This window comes from Enterobacter cloacae complex sp. IR5412, assembly GCF_049237385.1.
Taxonomy (GTDB): domain Bacteria; phylum Pseudomonadota; class Gammaproteobacteria; order Enterobacterales; family Enterobacteriaceae; genus Enterobacter; species Enterobacter intestinihominis.
Window position 1 is genome coordinate 13,261 of record NZ_JBMKHQ010000005.1, and the last position, 16,273, is coordinate 29,533.

Consider the following 16,273-nt stretch of genomic DNA (forward strand, 5'->3'; position numbering starts at 1 on the left):
CCTTACTGCGCCTGCACGCGCAGCTCTGCTGCGCTACGACTACGGTGACCCAACAGGGCTTTAACATCGCTGGACTTCGGCTTAACCAGCGCAAATTTCGCAGAGAACGCCGGCCAGTTGGCCAGGATCTCTTCGCCGCGCGAAGAACCGGTATGCTGCACGTGTTCGGTAATTAAGCCGCGCAGGTGTTCTTCGTGGATGGCCAGCGTATCAACGTCCAGCACTTCCACCAGTTCCGGGTTCACGCGTTTGCGGAACTCACCGTCTTCATCCAGGACGTAGGCAAAACCGCCCGTCATGCCCGCGCCAAAGTTCACGCCGGTTTTACCCAGGACGCACACAATTCCGCCCGTCATGTATTCACAGCCGTTATCGCCGATGCCTTCCACCACGGTGATGGCACCGGAGTTACGCACCGCAAAACGCTCGCCCGCACGGCCCGCGGCAAACAGACGACCGCCGGTTGCACCGTACAGACAGGTATTGCCGATGATGCTTGCTTCATGGCTGCGGAAGGCTGAACCAACCGGAGGACGCACCGCCAGCAGACCGCCCGCCATGCCTTTTCCGACGTAGTCGTTGGCATCACCGGTCAGGTATAACTCAACGCCGCCCGCGTTCCACACACCGAAGCTCTGACCCGCGGTACCGCTGAAGTGCGCGGTAATCGGATCCGACGCCAGGCCCTGGTCACCGTGCGTTTGCGCGATGTAACCGGAGAGGGATGCACCCACGGAACGATCGGTGTTGCGGATATCAAACCAGAACGTTTTGCTCTGCTTCTCATCCACGTACGGCTTCGCCTGTTGCAGCAGCTGCGCGTTCAGCACGCCGTTGTCGAACGGCGGGTTGTTCTCGGTGCAGTAAACCGCTTTGCCAGGATGCGGCTGAGCGGTTTCCAGCAGCTTAGACAGCTCCAGCTTCTGCTGCTTGGCCGTGAAGCCCTCAAGCTCTTTCAGCAGGTCGGTACGGCCAATCAGATCCACCAGACGCTTCACGCCCAGCTGCGCCATCAGCTCGCGGGTTTCACGGGCGATGAAGTCAAAGTAGTTAGTCACTTTGAACGGGAGGCCGTGATAGTGATTCTTACGCAGCTTTTCATCTTGGGTAGCAACGCCCGTTGCGCAGTTGTTCAGGTGGCAAATACGCAGGTATTTACAGCCGAGCGCAACCATCGGGCCGGTACCGAAGCCGAAGCTTTCCGCACCCAGAATCGCCGCTTTGATGATGTCGAGGCCGGTTTTCAGCCCGCCGTCTACCTGCAAACGGATTTTGTGACGCAGGCCGTTGGCGACCAGCGCCTGCTGGGTTTCCACCAGACCAAGCTCCCACGGACAACCCGCGTATTTTACGGAGGAGAGCGGGCTTGCGCCGGTGCCGCCGTCGTAGCCGGCGATGGTGATCAAATCCGCATAGGCTTTCGCCACGCCGGTGGCGATGGTGCCAACGCCCGGCTCGGAAACCAGCTTCACGGAGATCATCGCTTTCGGGTTGACCTGTTTCAGGTCGAAAATCAGCTGCGCCAGATCCTCGATAGAGTAAATATCGTGGTGCGGCGGCGGGGAGATCAGCGTCACGCCCGGCACCGAGTAGCGAAGCTTAGCGATGTACGGGGTGACTTTATCACCCGGCAGCTGACCGCCTTCACCCGGTTTTGCCCCCTGCGCGACCTTAATCTGGATCACGTCGGCGTTAACCAGGTACGCAGGCGTTACGCCGAAACGGCCGGACGCTACCTGCTTGATACGGGACACTTTATTGGTGCCGTAACGGGCAGGATCTTCACCGCCTTCGCCGGAGTTGGAGTTGCCGCCGATGCTGTTCATGGCTTCCGCCAGCGCTTCGTGGGCTTCCGGGCTCAGCGCGCCGATGGACATCGCCGCGGTATCGAAACGTTTGAACAGCTCAGATGCGGGTTCAACCTCGTCAATGCTGACCGCTTCCTCACCCGGATTGAGGGCAATGAGATCGCGCAGCGTCGCCGCCGGACGGTTGTTCACCAGCTCAGCATACTGCTGATAATCGCTGTACTCGCCGCTTTGCACCGCCTGTTGCAGTGTGCGCACCACGTCCGGGTTATAAGCATGATACTCACCCCCGTGAACGTATTTCAGCAGACCGCCCTGTTCCAGCGGCTTACGTGCCAGCCAGGCGCGTTTCGACAGGTTCACCAGATCCTGCTGGAAGTCAGCAAAGCCTGCGCCACCAATACGGCTGATCACGCCCTGGAAGCAGAGGTTGGCAACGTCGTCATGCAGACCGACCGCTTCAAACAGCTTCGAGCAGCGGTATGAGGCGATGGTCGAGATGCCCATTTTGGACATGATCTTGTACAGACCTTTGTTGATGCCGTTACGGTAGTTCAGCATCACTGCACGGTAGTCTTTATCGATCGCGCGGGTATCCACCAGGCGGGCCAGTGTTTCGTAGGCCAGATACGGGTAGATCGCCGTGGCGCCAAAGCCTAACAGCACCGCAAAGTGGTGCGGGTCGCGCGCGCTCGCAGTTTCAACGATGATGTTGGCATCGCAGCGCAGGCTCTTGTCCACCAGACGCGTCTGGATAGCCCCCACCGCCATGGGTGCAGGTACCGGCAGACGGTTTTTCGCGATGTTGCGGTCAGACAGCACCAGCAGAACGGTGCCGTTACGCACCATCTGCTCGGCTTTGTCGCACAGCGCGTTCACCGTCTCTTCGAGGCTCGTTTCGGTCACGTCGAAGGTGATATCGAGCGTGTCGGCGCGATAGTGCTCCTCGGTCATGGTGGTGAGCTGTTTGAAATCGGAGTACAGCAGGATCGGTGATTTAAAGGTCAGACGGTGCGCCTGGCCTTCGGCTTCACAGAATACGTTCATCTCACGGCCGATGCTGGTGGCCAGCGACATGACGTGGGCTTCGCGCAGCGGATCGATTGGCGGGTTGGTGACTTGCGCAAACTGCTGACGGAAATAGTCGTAAATAATGCGTGGCTGGCTGGAGAGCACAGCAAACGGGGTATCGTCACCCATTGAGCCGACCGCTTCCTGGCCGTTTTCGCCGAGCACGCGAATAACCGAGTCCAGCTCTTCCGCGCTGTAGTTAAACTGCTTCTGGAAGCTCGCGAGGGTGTCATCGTCCAGCTCGCGGCTACCCACTTCTTCGTCTGACAGATCTTCAAACGGCACCAGACGACGCACGTTTTTCTCCATCCACTCTTTGTACGGATGGCGGCTCTTCAGATCGTTGTCGGTTTCAGCAGAGTGCAGAATACGCCCACCGCGGGTGTCAATCACCATCAGCTCGCCCGGTCCGACGCGGCCTTTCTCGACCACTTCGTCTGGCTGGTAATCCCAGATACCCACTTCAGAGGCACAGGTGATGAGCTTGTCTTTGGTAATGACATAGCGCGCCGGACGCAGACCGTTACGGTCCAGGTTACAGGCGGCAAAACGTCCGTCGGACATAACGATGCCTGCCGGGCCATCCCACGGCTCCATGTGCATGGAGTTAAAGTCAAAGAACGCGCGCAGCTCAGGGTCCATATCCGGGTTGTTCTGCCAGGCCGGCGGTACAAGCAGACGCATGGCGCGCACGATATCCATCCCGCCCGCCAGCAGCAGTTCCAGCATGTTATCCATTGAGCTGGAGTCCGAGCCGGTTTCGTTCACGAACGGCGCGGCATCGTGCAGGTCCGGGATCAGCGGGGTCTGGAACTTATAGGTACGGGCGCGGGCCCACTGGCGGTTACCGGTGATGGTGTTGATCTCACCGTTGTGCGCCAGGTAGCGGAACGGCTGAGCCAGCGGCCAGCGTGGAACGGTGTTGGTGGAGAAGCGCTGGTGGAACAGGCAAATGGCCGATTCCAGACGCAGATCCGCCAGGTCCAGGTAGAAGCGCGGCAGGTCAGCCGGCATGCACAGACCTTTATAGATGTTCACCAGGTTAGAGAGGCTACAGACGTAGAACTCTTTATCGTCCTGAAGACGTTTTTCAATGCGGCGGCGGGCAATAAACAGACGGCGTTCCATATCACGCGGACGCCAGCCCGCAGGCGCGTTGACGAAAATCTGTTCAATACGAGGCAGCGAGGAGAGGGCGATTTCACCGAGCACCCCTTCGTTGGTTGGCACATCGCGCCAGCCGACAATCGACAGGGTTTCACGCTGAAGTTCTTCTTCAACGATGCGGCGTGACGCGGCAGCTTTTTCAGGATCCTGATTCAGGAACAGCATACCGACAGCGTAGTTTTTGGCTAAACGCCAGCCGCGCTCTTCCGCCACGATGCGGAAGAAACGATCCGGTTTTTGCAGCAGCAGACCGCAACCGTCGCCGGTTTTACCATCGGCAAGGATGGCGCCACGGTGCTGCATACGGGCCAGTGCGTGAATAGCAGTACGCACTACCTTGTGGCTAGGTTCGCCTTCTATGTGGGCGATCAGGCCGAAACCACAGTTATCCTTCTCAAGGGATTTATCGTACAACATATCAGTGAACCTCCCCAGGCTCGTCGGGCTTCCCACTGAACTTTACCGTGGCGCACAGGCGCAGAAAGAGCATGGCGACGGGGTTAGCGTTTCATACGCGGACCTCGCATTCGCCCTCTTTTTCATCCTTTCGCGCAGGTAAACAAGTTTGAGGACTTGCTTCAGAGGGAATCTCAATTACTGCATAAATATGATGAGCAGGCCGCTCATCCAGAAAGCTTCCAGCGGATTTCCAACTTATCGGGAATTGGTACACAGGTCAAATGGCAATCTTATTTATACAAAAACGTGCTAAAGAATGATCATGTTGTTGTTTTTATTGATGATTTCACTATTTTTACAACCACTTAAAGCGCCGGGAAGGTGCAGGGGAGTGTGATCTGACTCACTATATGAAAGCGGTATTATCAATGCAGCGTGCTGAAATGCAGATTTATAGCAGAATAATAATCTGGGGTGGCATTCAAACCCGCATAAAATCACTGTTTTTCAGACCTGGCGCTATAAATGAAAAAAACCATCAGAACATAAGGAAAAGTAATTACGTGCAGGGTGAATGAAATCTCGGTAATCGTGATTATTTATTCAAATAGGTAAAGGCCGTCCAGGGCGATTGATCCAGGTCATCGCCGACAGAGGCTAAAAATGGCAGGCTTGTCCCCTTTCTTCGGGACGGTCTATCAGATTATGCAGTTACAGAAATTAGTCAATATGTTTGGTGGGGATCTTTTGCAGCGCTACGGACAAAAGGTTCACAAACTGACGCTGCACGGCGGCTTTAGCTGTCCGAACCGCGATGGCACCATCGGGCGTGGTGGCTGCACCTTCTGTAACGTGGCCTCGTTTGCTGATGAAGCTCAACAGCATAAATCTATCGCTGAACAGCTCGCCCATCAGGCGAGTCTGGTGAACCGCGCGAAGCAATATCTGGCCTATTTCCAGGCCTACACCAGCACGTGGGCGGAGGTGCAGGTGCTGCGCGCTATGTATCAACAGGCGGTTGCTCAAGCGAACATTGTCGGGCTGTGCGTGGGGACGCGTCCGGACTGCGTGCCGGACGCCGTGCTGGATTTACTTAGCGAGTACAAAGAGAAGGGCTACGAGATCTGGCTGGAGCTGGGCTTGCAGACCGCGCACGACAAAACCCTGCACCGTATCAATCGCGGGCATGATTTTGCCTGCTACCAGCGCACCACGCGTCTCGCCCGCGAGCGTGGATTAAAAGTCTGCTCGCATCTGATTGTCGGCTTGCCGGGAGAAGGGCAGCAGCATGGCCTTGAAACGCTGGAAAAAGTTGTTGAGACCGGCGTGGACGGCATTAAGCTGCACCCGCTGCATATTGTTACGGGAAGCATTATGGCGAAAGCCTGGGAAGCGGGGCGATTAAATGGTATCGAACTCGACGACTATACGGTGACGGCGGGGGAGATGATTCGCCACACGCCGCCGGAGATTGTTTACCACCGCATCTCGGCAAGCGCCCGCCGCCCAACGCTTCTGGCACCGCTCTGGTGTGAGAACCGCTGGACGGGGATGCTGGAAATCGACCGCTATCTACAGGAGAACGGCGTACAGGGGTCGGCGCTTGGCCGCCCGTGGGTTCCACCGCTACCGGCGACGGCCGCCTAACAGACTTCCCAGCATGCCGCGCACTATCTGGTTGGTAATCTGACGCGTCGCGCTTTTTGCCATGGTCTGCACCACGCCATCGCGTTTGCCGCCGCGCGGCCCGGTGCTGCCGAACAGAATATCTTTCAGCCCGCCGAGAATACCGTCGTCCACGGCTACAGATTGCCCTTTGGCGGCAGGCGCATCCTGCGATTCGGCAGTCGCCTGCACCCCTTTTTGCAGCATCTCGAACGCGGATTCGCGATCCACCTCGTCTTCATACTTCCCGTACACCGGGGAGAGCTTGATCAGGCCGTTGCGTTCATCGTCCGTTACTGGCCCCATGCGCGAGCAGGGCGCAATCACCATCGCGCGCTCGACAACTGTCGGGCTGCCTTTTGCATCGAGGAACGAAATCAGCGCTTCACCGGTGCCCAGCGCCTGAATGGCGGTTTCGGTATCAAAGGCCGGATTGGCACGCATGGTTTGCGCCGCGGCTTTCACCGCTTTTTGATCTTTCGGCGTAAAGGCGCGCAGGGCGTGCTGCACGCGGTTACCCAGTTGCCCCAGTACGTTGTCCGGAATATCCGACGGGTTTTGCGACACAAACCAGACCCCGACGCCTTTGGAGCGGATCAGGCGGATAACCTGTTCAATTTTATCCAGCAGCACCTGCGGCGCGTCGTTAAACAACAGGTGCGCTTCGTCAAAGAAGAACACCAGTTTGGGTTTTTCCAGATCGCCTGCTTCCGGCAGTAGTTCGTAGAGTTCAGAGAGCATCCACAGCAGGCTGGCGGCGTAGAGCTTCGGCATCTGGTAGAGCTTCTCTGCGCTCAGAATGTTGATGATGCCTTTGCCGCTGCTGTCGGTGCGCATCCAGTCTTTGATATCCAGCATTGGCTCGCCGAAGAAATGCTCGGCGCCCTGTTGCTCCAGCGTCAGGAGCCCGCGCTGAATGGCGCCCACCGAGGCGCTGCTGATATTGCCGTACTGGTTCTGGAAGGATTTGGCGTTATCGCCAATGTACTGGGTGATGGCGCGCAGATCTTTGAAGTCGAGCAGCAGTAAGCCCTGATCGTCGGCGATACGGAAAATAATGTTCAGCACCCCGGACTGCACGTCGTTAAGATTAAGCAGACGGGCCAGCAGCAAAGGGCCGAGGTCGGAGACGGTGGCGCGCACCGGATGCCCTTTTTCGCCGAATATATCCCAGACCACCACTGGATTACCGTGCGGCGTCCAGTCCGTGATGCCGATATTTTTCAGGCGCTCGAGCAGTTTTTCTGACGCCGTGCCTTCCTGAGCCACCCCGGTTAAATCGCCCTTCACGTCAGCCATAAAAACCGGCACGCCAGCCTCGGACAACGACTCAGCCAGCTTTTGCAGGGTGACGGTTTTTCCCGTCCCGGTCGCGCCGGTGATCAGGCCATGACGGTTCGCCATCGCGGGCAGTAAAAACAGCTCTTTTTCCAGCGTCCTGGCGATTAACAATGGTGTACTCATGATGCACGTCCTCTCGTAGTCCTGGGTGGAGTATAGGCAACCTGACGGCAAAATGTCTGCGTAAATTCCTCACTTTGCGGCGCATTATCCAGTGCGGACTATGCTTTTGCATACGGTAAACAAAATTTTGGGAAACTATGTCCAGATTCTTTTTTAACGACCGCAAACAGCTTGTCAACGATGCCATTGAAGGCATACTTCTCTCCGCGCCGCACGGTAATCTCGTCAAACTGGATATCGATCCGGCCATCCGCGTGGTGGCACGCGGCGACTGGGATAAAAGCCGCGTGGCGGTGATCTCCGGTGGCGGCTCCGGCCATGAACCGGCACATGCCGGGTTCGTCGGTAAAGGCATGCTTACCGCAGCGGTGTGTGGCGATTTGTTCGCCTCCCCAAGCGTGGATGCGGTCCTCAATGCCATTGTGGCGGTGACGGGCGATCGTGGCTGCCTGCTGATTGTGAAAAACTACACCGGCGACCGGCTTAACTTTGGCCTGGCGGCGGAAAAAGCCAAACGCTACGGCCTGAAGGTGGAGATGGTTATCGTCGCGGATGATATTGCCCTGCCGGATAACAAGCAGCCGCGTGGTATCGCGGGAACGGCGCTGGTGCATAAGATTGCGGGATATGCGGCAGAGCAGGGGAAATCGCTAAACGACGTGCGGGATATAGCGCAACAGGCCTGCGATAACCTCTGGAGCCTGGGCGTGGCGATGCAAACGTGCAACCTGCCGGGCAGCGATGATGAAGAGGGGCGCATAAAACAAGGCCATGTCGAGCTGGGTTTGGGCATTCACGGCGAGCCGGGAGCTTCCGTCGTGGATACGCAAAACAGCAAAGCCATTATCGACACGCTGGTGACGCCGTTACGCGCGCAGGCGGGTGACGGGCGCTTTGCGGTGCTGATCAACAACCTCGGCGGCGTGTCAGCGCTTGAGATGGCTCTGCTCACCAAAGAGCTGGCGCATTCGGCGCTGAAAGAGAACATTGCGTATCTGATTGGCCCGGCGCCGCTGGTGAGTGCGCTGGATATGAAAGGGTTTTCGCTAACGCTGTTAAAGCTCAACGATTTCTTCGAGAAGGCGATTCACGCCGAGGTCGAGACGCTGGGCTGGCAGAAGCCCGTCGCGTTCGCGCCCCTGCGTACCGTCCCCCATAGCGCCCTTCGTGACCGCGTGGAATATACCCCATCGGACAATCCGCAGGTGAGCGAGGCCGTCGCTTCGGTAACGAAGACATTGATCCAGCTGGAAAACCGCCTCAACGCGCTGGATGCCAAAGTAGGCGATGGCGATACGGGCTCCACCTTTGCGCAAGGGGCGCGGGATATTGCGCAGCGACTTGAGGAGAACAACCTGCCCCTTAACGACGTGCCGACATTACTCCTGCTGGTGGGGGAGCGGCTGGCTACGGTAATGGGCGGGTCGAGCGGGGTGCTGATGTCGATCTTCTTCACGGCGGCAGGACAAAAGCTTCACGATGGACAGCCGCTACCAGAAGCATTGTTGAGCGGACTGGCGCAGATGAAGCAGTATGGCGGTGCAGATCTTGGGGATCGCACGCTGATCGACGCCCTGCAACCGGCGCTGGAGGCGTTAAGGGATAGCGATCTGCGGACGGCGGCGCAGGCTGCGCAGCAGGGCGCCGAAGCAACGGCAAAAATGGCGAAAGCCGGCGCGGGACGCTCGTCGTATGTCAATAAAGAGAACCTGGATGGGGTGATGGATCCGGGAGCGGTCGCGGTAGCGGAAGTATTTAACGTATTGGCGCAGCAGTGAAAGTAGGCCGGGTCAGGCGAAGCCGCCACCCGGCAAACTCACATCAGAAATCCGCTTTCAACACTACGCGGTAGCGGGCTTTACCGTCGCGCACGTGCTGGATTGCTTCGTTGATTTTTGACATCGGATACAGTTCGGTGGTCGGCGCCACTTTTGTGCGTCCGGCAAACTTCATCAGCTTGCGTAACTCATATGGCGTGCCGGTAGCAGATCCGGATACGCTGCGATCGCCGCCGATCAGGGTAAACGCCGGAACCGGCAGCGGCTTCATCACCGCACCCACGGTGTGGAAGTTACCACCGTAGGCCAGGGCCTCAAAGTACGGCTGCCAGTCGAGATCGACGTTGACGGTGTTGATGATCAGGTCAAACTGGCCTGCCAGGGCGGTGAGCGCCTCGGGATCGCGACTGTTCACCACTTTATCCGCACCCATCGCCAGCACTTCCTGCTCTTTCGCCGGGTTAGAGCTGAACGCTGTCACTTCACAGCCCATCGCGTGCAGCAGTTTGATGGCAATATGCCCCAGCCCGCCAATACCGATCACGCCCACGCGGCTGGTGGCAGTTACGTGATGCATCAGCAGCGGTTTAAATACGGTGATACCGCCACACAGCAGCGGACCTGCTGATTCAATATCAATGCTGTCCGGCAGCGGGATAACCCATTGCCAGTCGGCGCGTAGTTTATCGGCGAAACCACCCTTGTTCAGGATGGTCGGCGTAGCGCCCTCAAGGCAGTTGATCTGGTTACCGCTAATACAGGCGTCGCAGTGGCCGCAGCTGCGTGCCGTCCAGCCGATACCCACGCGCTGGCCCACTTTCAGCCCTTTGTCCTGCGCGGCGCTGCCGAGCGCCACGACGCGGCCAATGACTTCGTGCCCGGCAACCAGCGGATAGCTGGAAAAGCCCCATTCATTGTCGATCATCGAGAGGTCTGAATGGCAGATCCCGCAGTAATCCACCTGTACTTCGACGTCTTCCGCTTTTAGTTCGCCCGCATCGTACTCGTACAGCTCAAGTTCTGCACCCGCCTGCGGTGCGGCGTAGCTTTTTATCTTCGACATCGCGTTTCCCCTGTTTTGGTGTGAACTGTGAGTGTAGAGCATTCAGTTTACAGACGCTTAACAGAAGACGGCAGGAACAAAACTTACAGACTTTTCAGCATCCTGACTTCGCAGTCCACGTGGCCCGTGCAGCCCAGTGGCGCATCGATATGCTCAAAGCCCAGATGTTCATAAAGGCCAATGGCCTCTTTAAGGAAAGCGGTGGTTTCAAGGTAGCAACGTTTAAAGCCCTGTGAGCGTGCATGTTCCAGGGCGACCAGCGCCAGCTTTTTCGCCAGGCCTTGTCCGCGTATCGTTGGCAGGAAATACATTTTCTGAAGTTCACAGATATCCGGCTCGCTGCAGAGCAGGGGGGCAATGCCGCCGCCGCCCACGACCTGGCCGTCCTGCTCGATGACCCAATAGGCATGGCCCGGCTGGCTGTACAGCTGAAAAAGTTCGTCCAGATTTGGGTCGGCCACGGTGTAGCCTTTGTCGGCGGTCAGGCCATATTCGGCCGATACCGTGCGGATAACGGCGGCGATAGCCGGGTTGTCCTGCTCAGTGATCCGACGCATTGTCGTCGCGACGGGGGTAATCACGCTCATAGCATTACTCATGACAAAAATTGACACACAACTGCTGTTAATAGCACCGCAGAAAGGGGAGTGCAAGCGAGGAGTTTTCAGGAAGGATACCCCTTACGCCCTGAAGCGTAAGGGGTAAAAGCATTACAGGGCTGCGATAACCGCCTGCTGCTCGATCAGTTTGGTCTTCGCATCGGCGAAGGCAACCAGACGCTCACGCTCTTTGGCGATGACCGCTTCCGGCGCGCGGGCCACAAAGCCTTCGTTCGCCAGTTTGCTTTCGATTTTGCCGATTTCCACGTCGACTTTCGCCACTTCTTTCGCCAGACGAGCCAGCTCAGCGTCTTTGTCGATCAGGCCCGCCATCGGGATCAACAGCTCCGCGCCGTCGATAATTTTGGTCACGGAAACCGGACCTTTATCATCGGCAGGCAGCACGGTGATGCTTTCCAGACGCGCCATGGTTTTCAGGAAGGTGTTGTTCTCGGTGACGCGACGAACGACAGCTTCGCTGCAACCGCGCAGCAGCAACTCCAGTGGTTTACCCGGAGCGATGTTCATTTCCGCGCGGATGTTACGTACCGCAACGATCGCCTGTTTCAGCCACTCGGTATCCGCAGACGCGGCTTCATCCACTTTCGCGGCATCGAATGCCGGGAACGGCTGGAGCATGATGGTATCGGCGTTAATACCGGCAATCACCTTCACGCGCTGCCAGATGGTTTCGGTGATGAACGGAATGATCGGGTGCGCAAGGCGCAGCAGACCTTCCAGGACGGTAATCAGCGTATTACGCGTACCGCGCAGCTCCGCCTCAGTGCCGCCGTTCATGACCGGCTTCGCCAGCTCCAGATACCAGTCACAGAACTGGTTCCAGGTGAATTCGTACAGGATGCCTGCCGCGATGTCGAAGCGGTAGCTGTCCAGCGCGTCGCGGAACGATTTCACCGTCTGGTTAAATTCCGCCAGGATCCAGCGGTCTGCCAGAGACAGGGTCATTTCGCCGCCGTTAAAGCCGCAATCCTGATCTTCGGTGTTCATCAGCACGAAGCGGCTGGCGTTCCACAGCTTGTTACAGAAGTTACGGTAACCTTCGAGACGCTTCATATCCCAGTTGATGTCACGACCGGTGGAGGCCAGCGCCGCCAGGGTGAAGCGCAGGGCGTCGGTACCGTGAGATTCGATCCCGTTCGGGAACTGCTTCTCGGTACGCTTGCGGATTTTCTCCGCCAGCTGCGGCTGCATCATGTTGCCGGTACGTTTTTCCAGCAGCTCTTCCAGAGAGATACCATCAACCATGTCCAGCGGGTCGATAACGTTACCCTTGGATTTGGACATCTTCTGACCTTCGTCGTCGCGGATCAGGCCGGTCATGTAGACGGTATGGAACGGAACCTGCGGCTTGCCATCTTCGTCTTTGATGAAGTGCATGGTCATCATGATCATGCGGGCGATCCAGAAGAAGATGATGTCGAAGCCGGAGACCATCACGCTGGTTGGGTGGAACTGACGCAGCGCGTCGGTGTTTTCCGGCCAGCCGAGGGTCGAGAAGGTCCACAGCGCGGAAGAGAACCAGGTATCCAGCACGTCTTCGTCCTGGCGCAGCGCAACGTCAGTGCCCAGGTTGTTTTCCTGACGCACTTCCTCTTCGGTGCGGCCAACGTAGACGTTGCCTTCATTGTCGTACCACGCCGGGATACGGTGACCCCACCACAGCTGACGGGAGATACACCAGTCCTGAATATCGCGCATCCAGGAGAAGTACATGTTTTCGTACTGCTTCGGCACGAACTGAATGCTGCCGTTCTCAACCGCTTCCACAGCCGGTTTCGCCAGCACGTCGGCACGCACGTACCACTGATCGGTCAGCATTGGCTCGATAACTACGCCGCCACGGTCGCCGTACGGCACGGTCAGATCGTGAGGTTTAATCTCTTCCAGCAGGCCGAGCGCGTCCACGGCGGCTACGACGGCTTTACGCGCGGCAAAGCGCTCCAGCTTCTGGAACTCAGCCGGGATGTCGCTGGAATAAACGTCGGATTCGTTGCCTTTGGTGTCGTACACTTCTGCGCTTTCGCGGATATCGCCGTCGAAGGTCAGAATGTTGATCATCGGAAGTTGATGGCGACGACCGACTTCATAGTCGTTAAAGTCGTGTGCCGGAGTGATTTTCACGCAGCCGGTGCCTTTTTCCATGTCGGCGTGTTCGTCGCCCACAATCGGAATACGGCGGTTCACCAGCGGCAGCACCACAAATTTGCCGATCAGATCTTTATAGCGCGGATCTTCCGGGTTAACGGCCACGCCGGTATCGCCCAGCAGGGTTTCCGGACGGGTGGTCGCCACCACCAGGTAATCTTTACCGTCGGCGGTTTTCGCGCCGTCGGCCAGCGGATAGCGGATGTGCCACATGGAGCCTTTAGACTCGCGGTTTTCCACTTCCAGGTCAGAGATGGCGGTACGCAGTTTCGGGTCCCAGTTGACCAGGCGTTTGCCACGGTAAATCAGGTCTTCTTTGTACAGGCGCACAAAGACTTCTTTCACGGCGTTGGACAGGCCTTCGTCCATGGTGAAGCGCTCACGCTCCCAGTCCACGGAGTTGCCGAGACGGCGCATCTGACGGGTAATGGTGCCGCCGGATTCCGCTTTCCACTGCCAGATTTTGTCGATAAACGCGTCGCGACCGTAGTCGTGGCGGGTTTTACCCTCTTCAGCGGCAATTTTACGCTCAACCACCATCTGGGTCGCGATACCCGCGTGGTCAGTCCCCGCCTGCCACAGGGTGTTTTTACCCTGCATACGCTGGTAGCGGATCATGGTATCCATGATGGTCTGCTGGAAAGCATGCCCCATATGCAAACTGCCGGTGACGTTCGGCGGCGGGATCATGATGCAGAAGGACTCTTTGCTTTCGTCGCCGTTAGGCTTGAAATAGCCCTGCTGTTCCCAGTGCTCGTAAAGCGGCTGTTCGATATCGCGTGGGTTATATGTCTTTTCCATTATTTCCAGGTTGCCGTATTCAGGTTAAAACCGGCCAGGCGGTACGCTTTGTAGCGTTCGCGCGCCAGCTGTTTCAAAGATTCTTCGTAAGGGACAAAGTCTACCACTTCTGTGAAAGCGGTGGCAAAATCTGCAAAGTCTGTCCGCAGGCTAATGAGAATGTCGCGCGCGCTGCTGTTGCGTTTTTGCGGCCAGGCAATCTCCACCGGTGCCCCGCCGCGTGGACCTTCGCCCGACAGGTTATGCGGAACAAAACTCTCCGGCGGGCGCGCCCATAGCGCTTCATCCAGACGAATCGCCTGCTGCTCATCTTCACAGGCAATCAGGACGCGTTTACCTGCGCGCCAACGTTCTGCGGCAATTTCACACACCAGTTGTTCAACGGCGCTGAGGCCATCCTGATGGGTGTCATTGTCCAGAAGGTAGAACGTTGCATTCTTCATATATGGGGTTTCTTGTCGTGGATTTAAATGCAAAGCCGGGTGGCGCTACGCTTACCCGGCCTACGGTTGAGTGACGTTGTAGGCCGGGTAAGGCGAAGCCGCTACCCGGCGTTTTTCATCACTCGTCGCCGTTAAAACCCGCGCGATTGAGCAGGAACTGCGACAGCAGCGCCACCGGACGTCCGGTCGCGCCTTTGGCTTTACCGGAGCGCCATGCGGTCCCCGCAATGTCCAGGTGCGCCCAGTTGTACTTGCGGGTGAAGCGCGCCAGGAAGCAGCCTGCGGTAATTGCGCCGCCAGGACGACCACCAATGTTCGCCATGTCCGCGAAGTTAGACTCCAGCTGTTCCTGGAACTCGTCCCCCAGCGGCAGACGCCACGCGCGGTCGCCAGCCTGTTCGGACGCGCCGATCAGCTCATGCGCCAGCGGATTGTGGTTCGACATCAGGCCGGTGATGTGATGCCCCAGCGCAATCACGCAGGCGCCGGTCAGGGTAGCTACGTCGATAACCGCTTCAGGTTCGAAACGCTCAACGTAGGTCAGCACGTCGCACAGCACCAGACGGCCTTCGGCGTCGGTGTTCAGCACTTCAACGGTCTGGCCGGACATGGTAGTCAGCACATCACCCGGGCGATAAGCGCGGCCGCCAGGCATGTTTTCGCAGCCCGCCAGCACGCCGATCACGTTGATGGGCAACTGAAGTTCCGCGACCATGCGCATGACGCCGTAAACCGCCGCCGCGCCACACATGTCGTACTTCATCTCATCCATGCCTTCTGAAGGCTTGATGGAGATACCGCCGGAGTCGAAGGTCAGCCCTTTGCCAACGAGCACGATCGGACGCGCGTCTTCAGACGGATTGCCTTTGTATTCGATGACCGACATCAGGGATTCGTTCTGGGAGCCGTTACCGACCGCCAGATAAGAGTGCATCCCCAGCTCTTTCATCTGCTGTTCGCCGATAACGCGGGTGATGACGTTCTTGCTGTAGGCGTCAGCCAGCTGGCGCGCCTGTGACGCCAGGTACGCGGCGTTACAGATGTTTGGCGGCATATTGCCAAGATCTTTTGCCGCTTTAATACCGGCAGCAATCGCCAGACCGTGCTGAATGGCGCGCTCGCCGCTGGTCAGCTCGCGACGGGTCGGCACGTTAAAGACCATTTTACGCAGCGGGCGACGCGGCTCGCTTTTGGTGGTCTTCAACTGATCAAAGCTGTAGAGGCTCTCTTTTGCGGTTTCGACGGCCTGGCGTACTTTCCAGTACGTGTTGCGGCCCTTAACGTGCAGCTCTGTGAGGAAGCAGACGGCTTCCATCGAACCAGTATCATTCAGTGTATTAATGGTTTTCTGAATAACCTGCTTGTACTGGCGCTCATCAAGCTCACGTTCTTTACCGCAGCCAATCAGCAGAATACGCTCGGACAGGACGTTTGGAACGTGGTGCAGCAACAGGGTCTGCCCTGGTTTGCCTTCCAGTTCGCCACGGCGCAGCAGGGCGCTGATATAGCCGTCGCTGATTTTATCGAGTTGCTCGGCGATCGGGGAGAGTCGGCGTGGTTCAAAGACGCCCACAACGATGCAGGCACTCCGCTGTTTCTCCGGGCTACCGCTTTTTACACTGAACTCCATGCACTACGCTCCTGAATCTTAAAGACAACGGCGGCGGCTACGGATAGAATTGAAACCTTTCGTAACTCATGTCCGCCGTTGTGGTGACTTCGTGTTAATCTTACGTTACTACGGTTTCGACACGTCAATAAATGTCATGAAGCGCGAATCCGCCGGGTTTTTTAATCTTAGCGATGATTTCGACGACTCAAGAGAATAAATGACGTTTAAGCCATGAAA

At 57.5% G+C, this 16,273-nt stretch carries 9 protein-coding genes; 2 read left to right on the forward strand and 7 right to left on the reverse strand.

What is annotated here, in order from left to right; all coding sequences use genetic code 11:
- Positions 1–2: 2 nt before the first annotated feature.
- Positions 3–4,463: a glutamate synthase large subunit gene (gene gltB / locus ACOTX2_RS10615; protein ID WP_022649542.1), complete on the reverse strand. Its 4,461-nt coding sequence runs from the start codon at positions 4,461–4,463 to the stop codon at positions 3–5.
- 687 nt (positions 4,464–5,150) lie between these two features.
- Here gltB and ACOTX2_RS10620 point away from each other — a divergent pair.
- Positions 5,151–6,092 (forward strand): TIGR01212 family radical SAM protein, encoded by a 942-nt coding sequence (locus ACOTX2_RS10620; RefSeq protein ID WP_100148649.1) that lies wholly within the window; start codon positions 5,151–5,153, stop codon positions 6,090–6,092.
- On the opposite strand, the gene ACOTX2_RS10625 is transcribed toward ACOTX2_RS10620, so the two are convergent.
- The gene (locus ACOTX2_RS10625; protein ID WP_063147843.1) at positions 6,072–7,574 is read right to left on the reverse strand and encodes a helicase HerA-like C-terminal domain-containing protein; all 1,503 of its coding nucleotides are present in this window, start codon (positions 7,572–7,574) and stop codon (positions 6,072–6,074) included. The genes ACOTX2_RS10620 and ACOTX2_RS10625 overlap by 21 nt on opposite strands.
- 137 nt (positions 7,575–7,711) lie before the next feature.
- Between ACOTX2_RS10625 and ACOTX2_RS10630 the strand changes: the two genes are divergently transcribed.
- Positions 7,712–9,352 carry a dihydroxyacetone kinase subunit DhaK gene (locus ACOTX2_RS10630; protein WP_063147844.1) on the forward strand — a complete coding sequence of 547 codons (1,641 nt, stop codon included), beginning with the start codon at positions 7,712–7,714 and terminating at the stop codon, positions 9,350–9,352.
- Positions 9,353–9,395: 43 nt separating this feature from the next.
- Here the strand turns inward: ACOTX2_RS10630 and ahr are convergent, their stop codons facing one another.
- The 5 genes from ahr to pepA form a co-directional block, all read right to left on the reverse strand.
- Positions 9,396–10,415 carry an NADPH-dependent aldehyde reductase Ahr gene (ahr, locus tag ACOTX2_RS10635; protein ID WP_022649538.1) on the reverse strand — a complete coding sequence of 340 codons (1,020 nt, stop codon included), beginning with the start codon at positions 10,413–10,415 and terminating at the stop codon, positions 9,396–9,398.
- A gap of 83 nt (positions 10,416–10,498) precedes the next feature.
- A complete protein-coding gene (locus ACOTX2_RS10640; RefSeq protein ID WP_003861887.1) occupies positions 10,499–11,002 on the reverse strand; it encodes a GNAT family N-acetyltransferase in 504 nt (167 codons plus the stop codon).
- 123 nt (positions 11,003–11,125) lie between these two features.
- Positions 11,126–13,981: a valine--tRNA ligase gene (locus tag ACOTX2_RS10645; RefSeq protein ID WP_063147845.1), complete on the reverse strand. Its 2,856-nt coding sequence runs from the start codon at positions 13,979–13,981 to the stop codon at positions 11,126–11,128.
- Positions 13,981–14,424, reverse strand: coding sequence for a DNA polymerase III subunit chi (gene holC / locus ACOTX2_RS10650; RefSeq protein ID WP_003861884.1), 444 nt, complete (start codon positions 14,422–14,424; stop codon positions 13,981–13,983). The genes ACOTX2_RS10645 and holC overlap by 1 nt, the downstream gene beginning before the upstream one ends.
- Before the next feature lie 118 nt (positions 14,425–14,542).
- The gene (gene pepA, locus ACOTX2_RS10655) at positions 14,543–16,054 is read right to left on the reverse strand and encodes a leucyl aminopeptidase (RefSeq protein WP_003861882.1); all 1,512 of its coding nucleotides are present in this window, start codon (positions 16,052–16,054) and stop codon (positions 14,543–14,545) included.
- Between the last annotated feature and the right edge of the window lie 219 nt (positions 16,055–16,273).

Bases quoted from the DNA above. Each gene is read 5' to 3' on its own strand.
- ahr (WP_022649538.1), bottom strand. From the start codon at position 10,415: ATGTCGAAGATAAAAAGCTACGCCGCACCGCAGGCGGGTGCAGAACTT.
- gltB (WP_022649542.1), bottom strand. From the start codon at position 4,463: ATGTTGTACGATAAATCCCTTGAGAAGGATAACTGTGGTTTCGGCCTG.
- ACOTX2_RS10620 (WP_100148649.1), top strand. From the start codon at position 5,151: ATGCAGTTACAGAAATTAGTCAATATGTTTGGTGGGGATCTTTTGCAG.
- ACOTX2_RS10625 (WP_063147843.1), bottom strand. From the start codon at position 7,574: ATGAGTACACCATTGTTAATCGCCAGGACGCTGGAAAAAGAGCTGTTT.
- ACOTX2_RS10645 (WP_063147845.1), bottom strand. From the start codon at position 13,981: ATGGAAAAGACATATAACCCACGCGATATCGAACAGCCGCTTTACGAG.
- ACOTX2_RS10640 (WP_003861887.1), bottom strand. From the start codon at position 11,002: ATGAGCGTGATTACCCCCGTCGCGACGACAATGCGTCGGATCACTGAG.
- ACOTX2_RS10630 (WP_063147844.1), top strand. From the start codon at position 7,712: ATGTCCAGATTCTTTTTTAACGACCGCAAACAGCTTGTCAACGATGCC.
- pepA (WP_003861882.1), bottom strand. From the start codon at position 16,054: ATGGAGTTCAGTGTAAAAAGCGGTAGCCCGGAGAAACAGCGGAGTGCC.
- holC (WP_003861884.1), bottom strand. From the start codon at position 14,424: ATGAAGAATGCAACGTTCTACCTTCTGGACAATGACACCCATCAGGAT.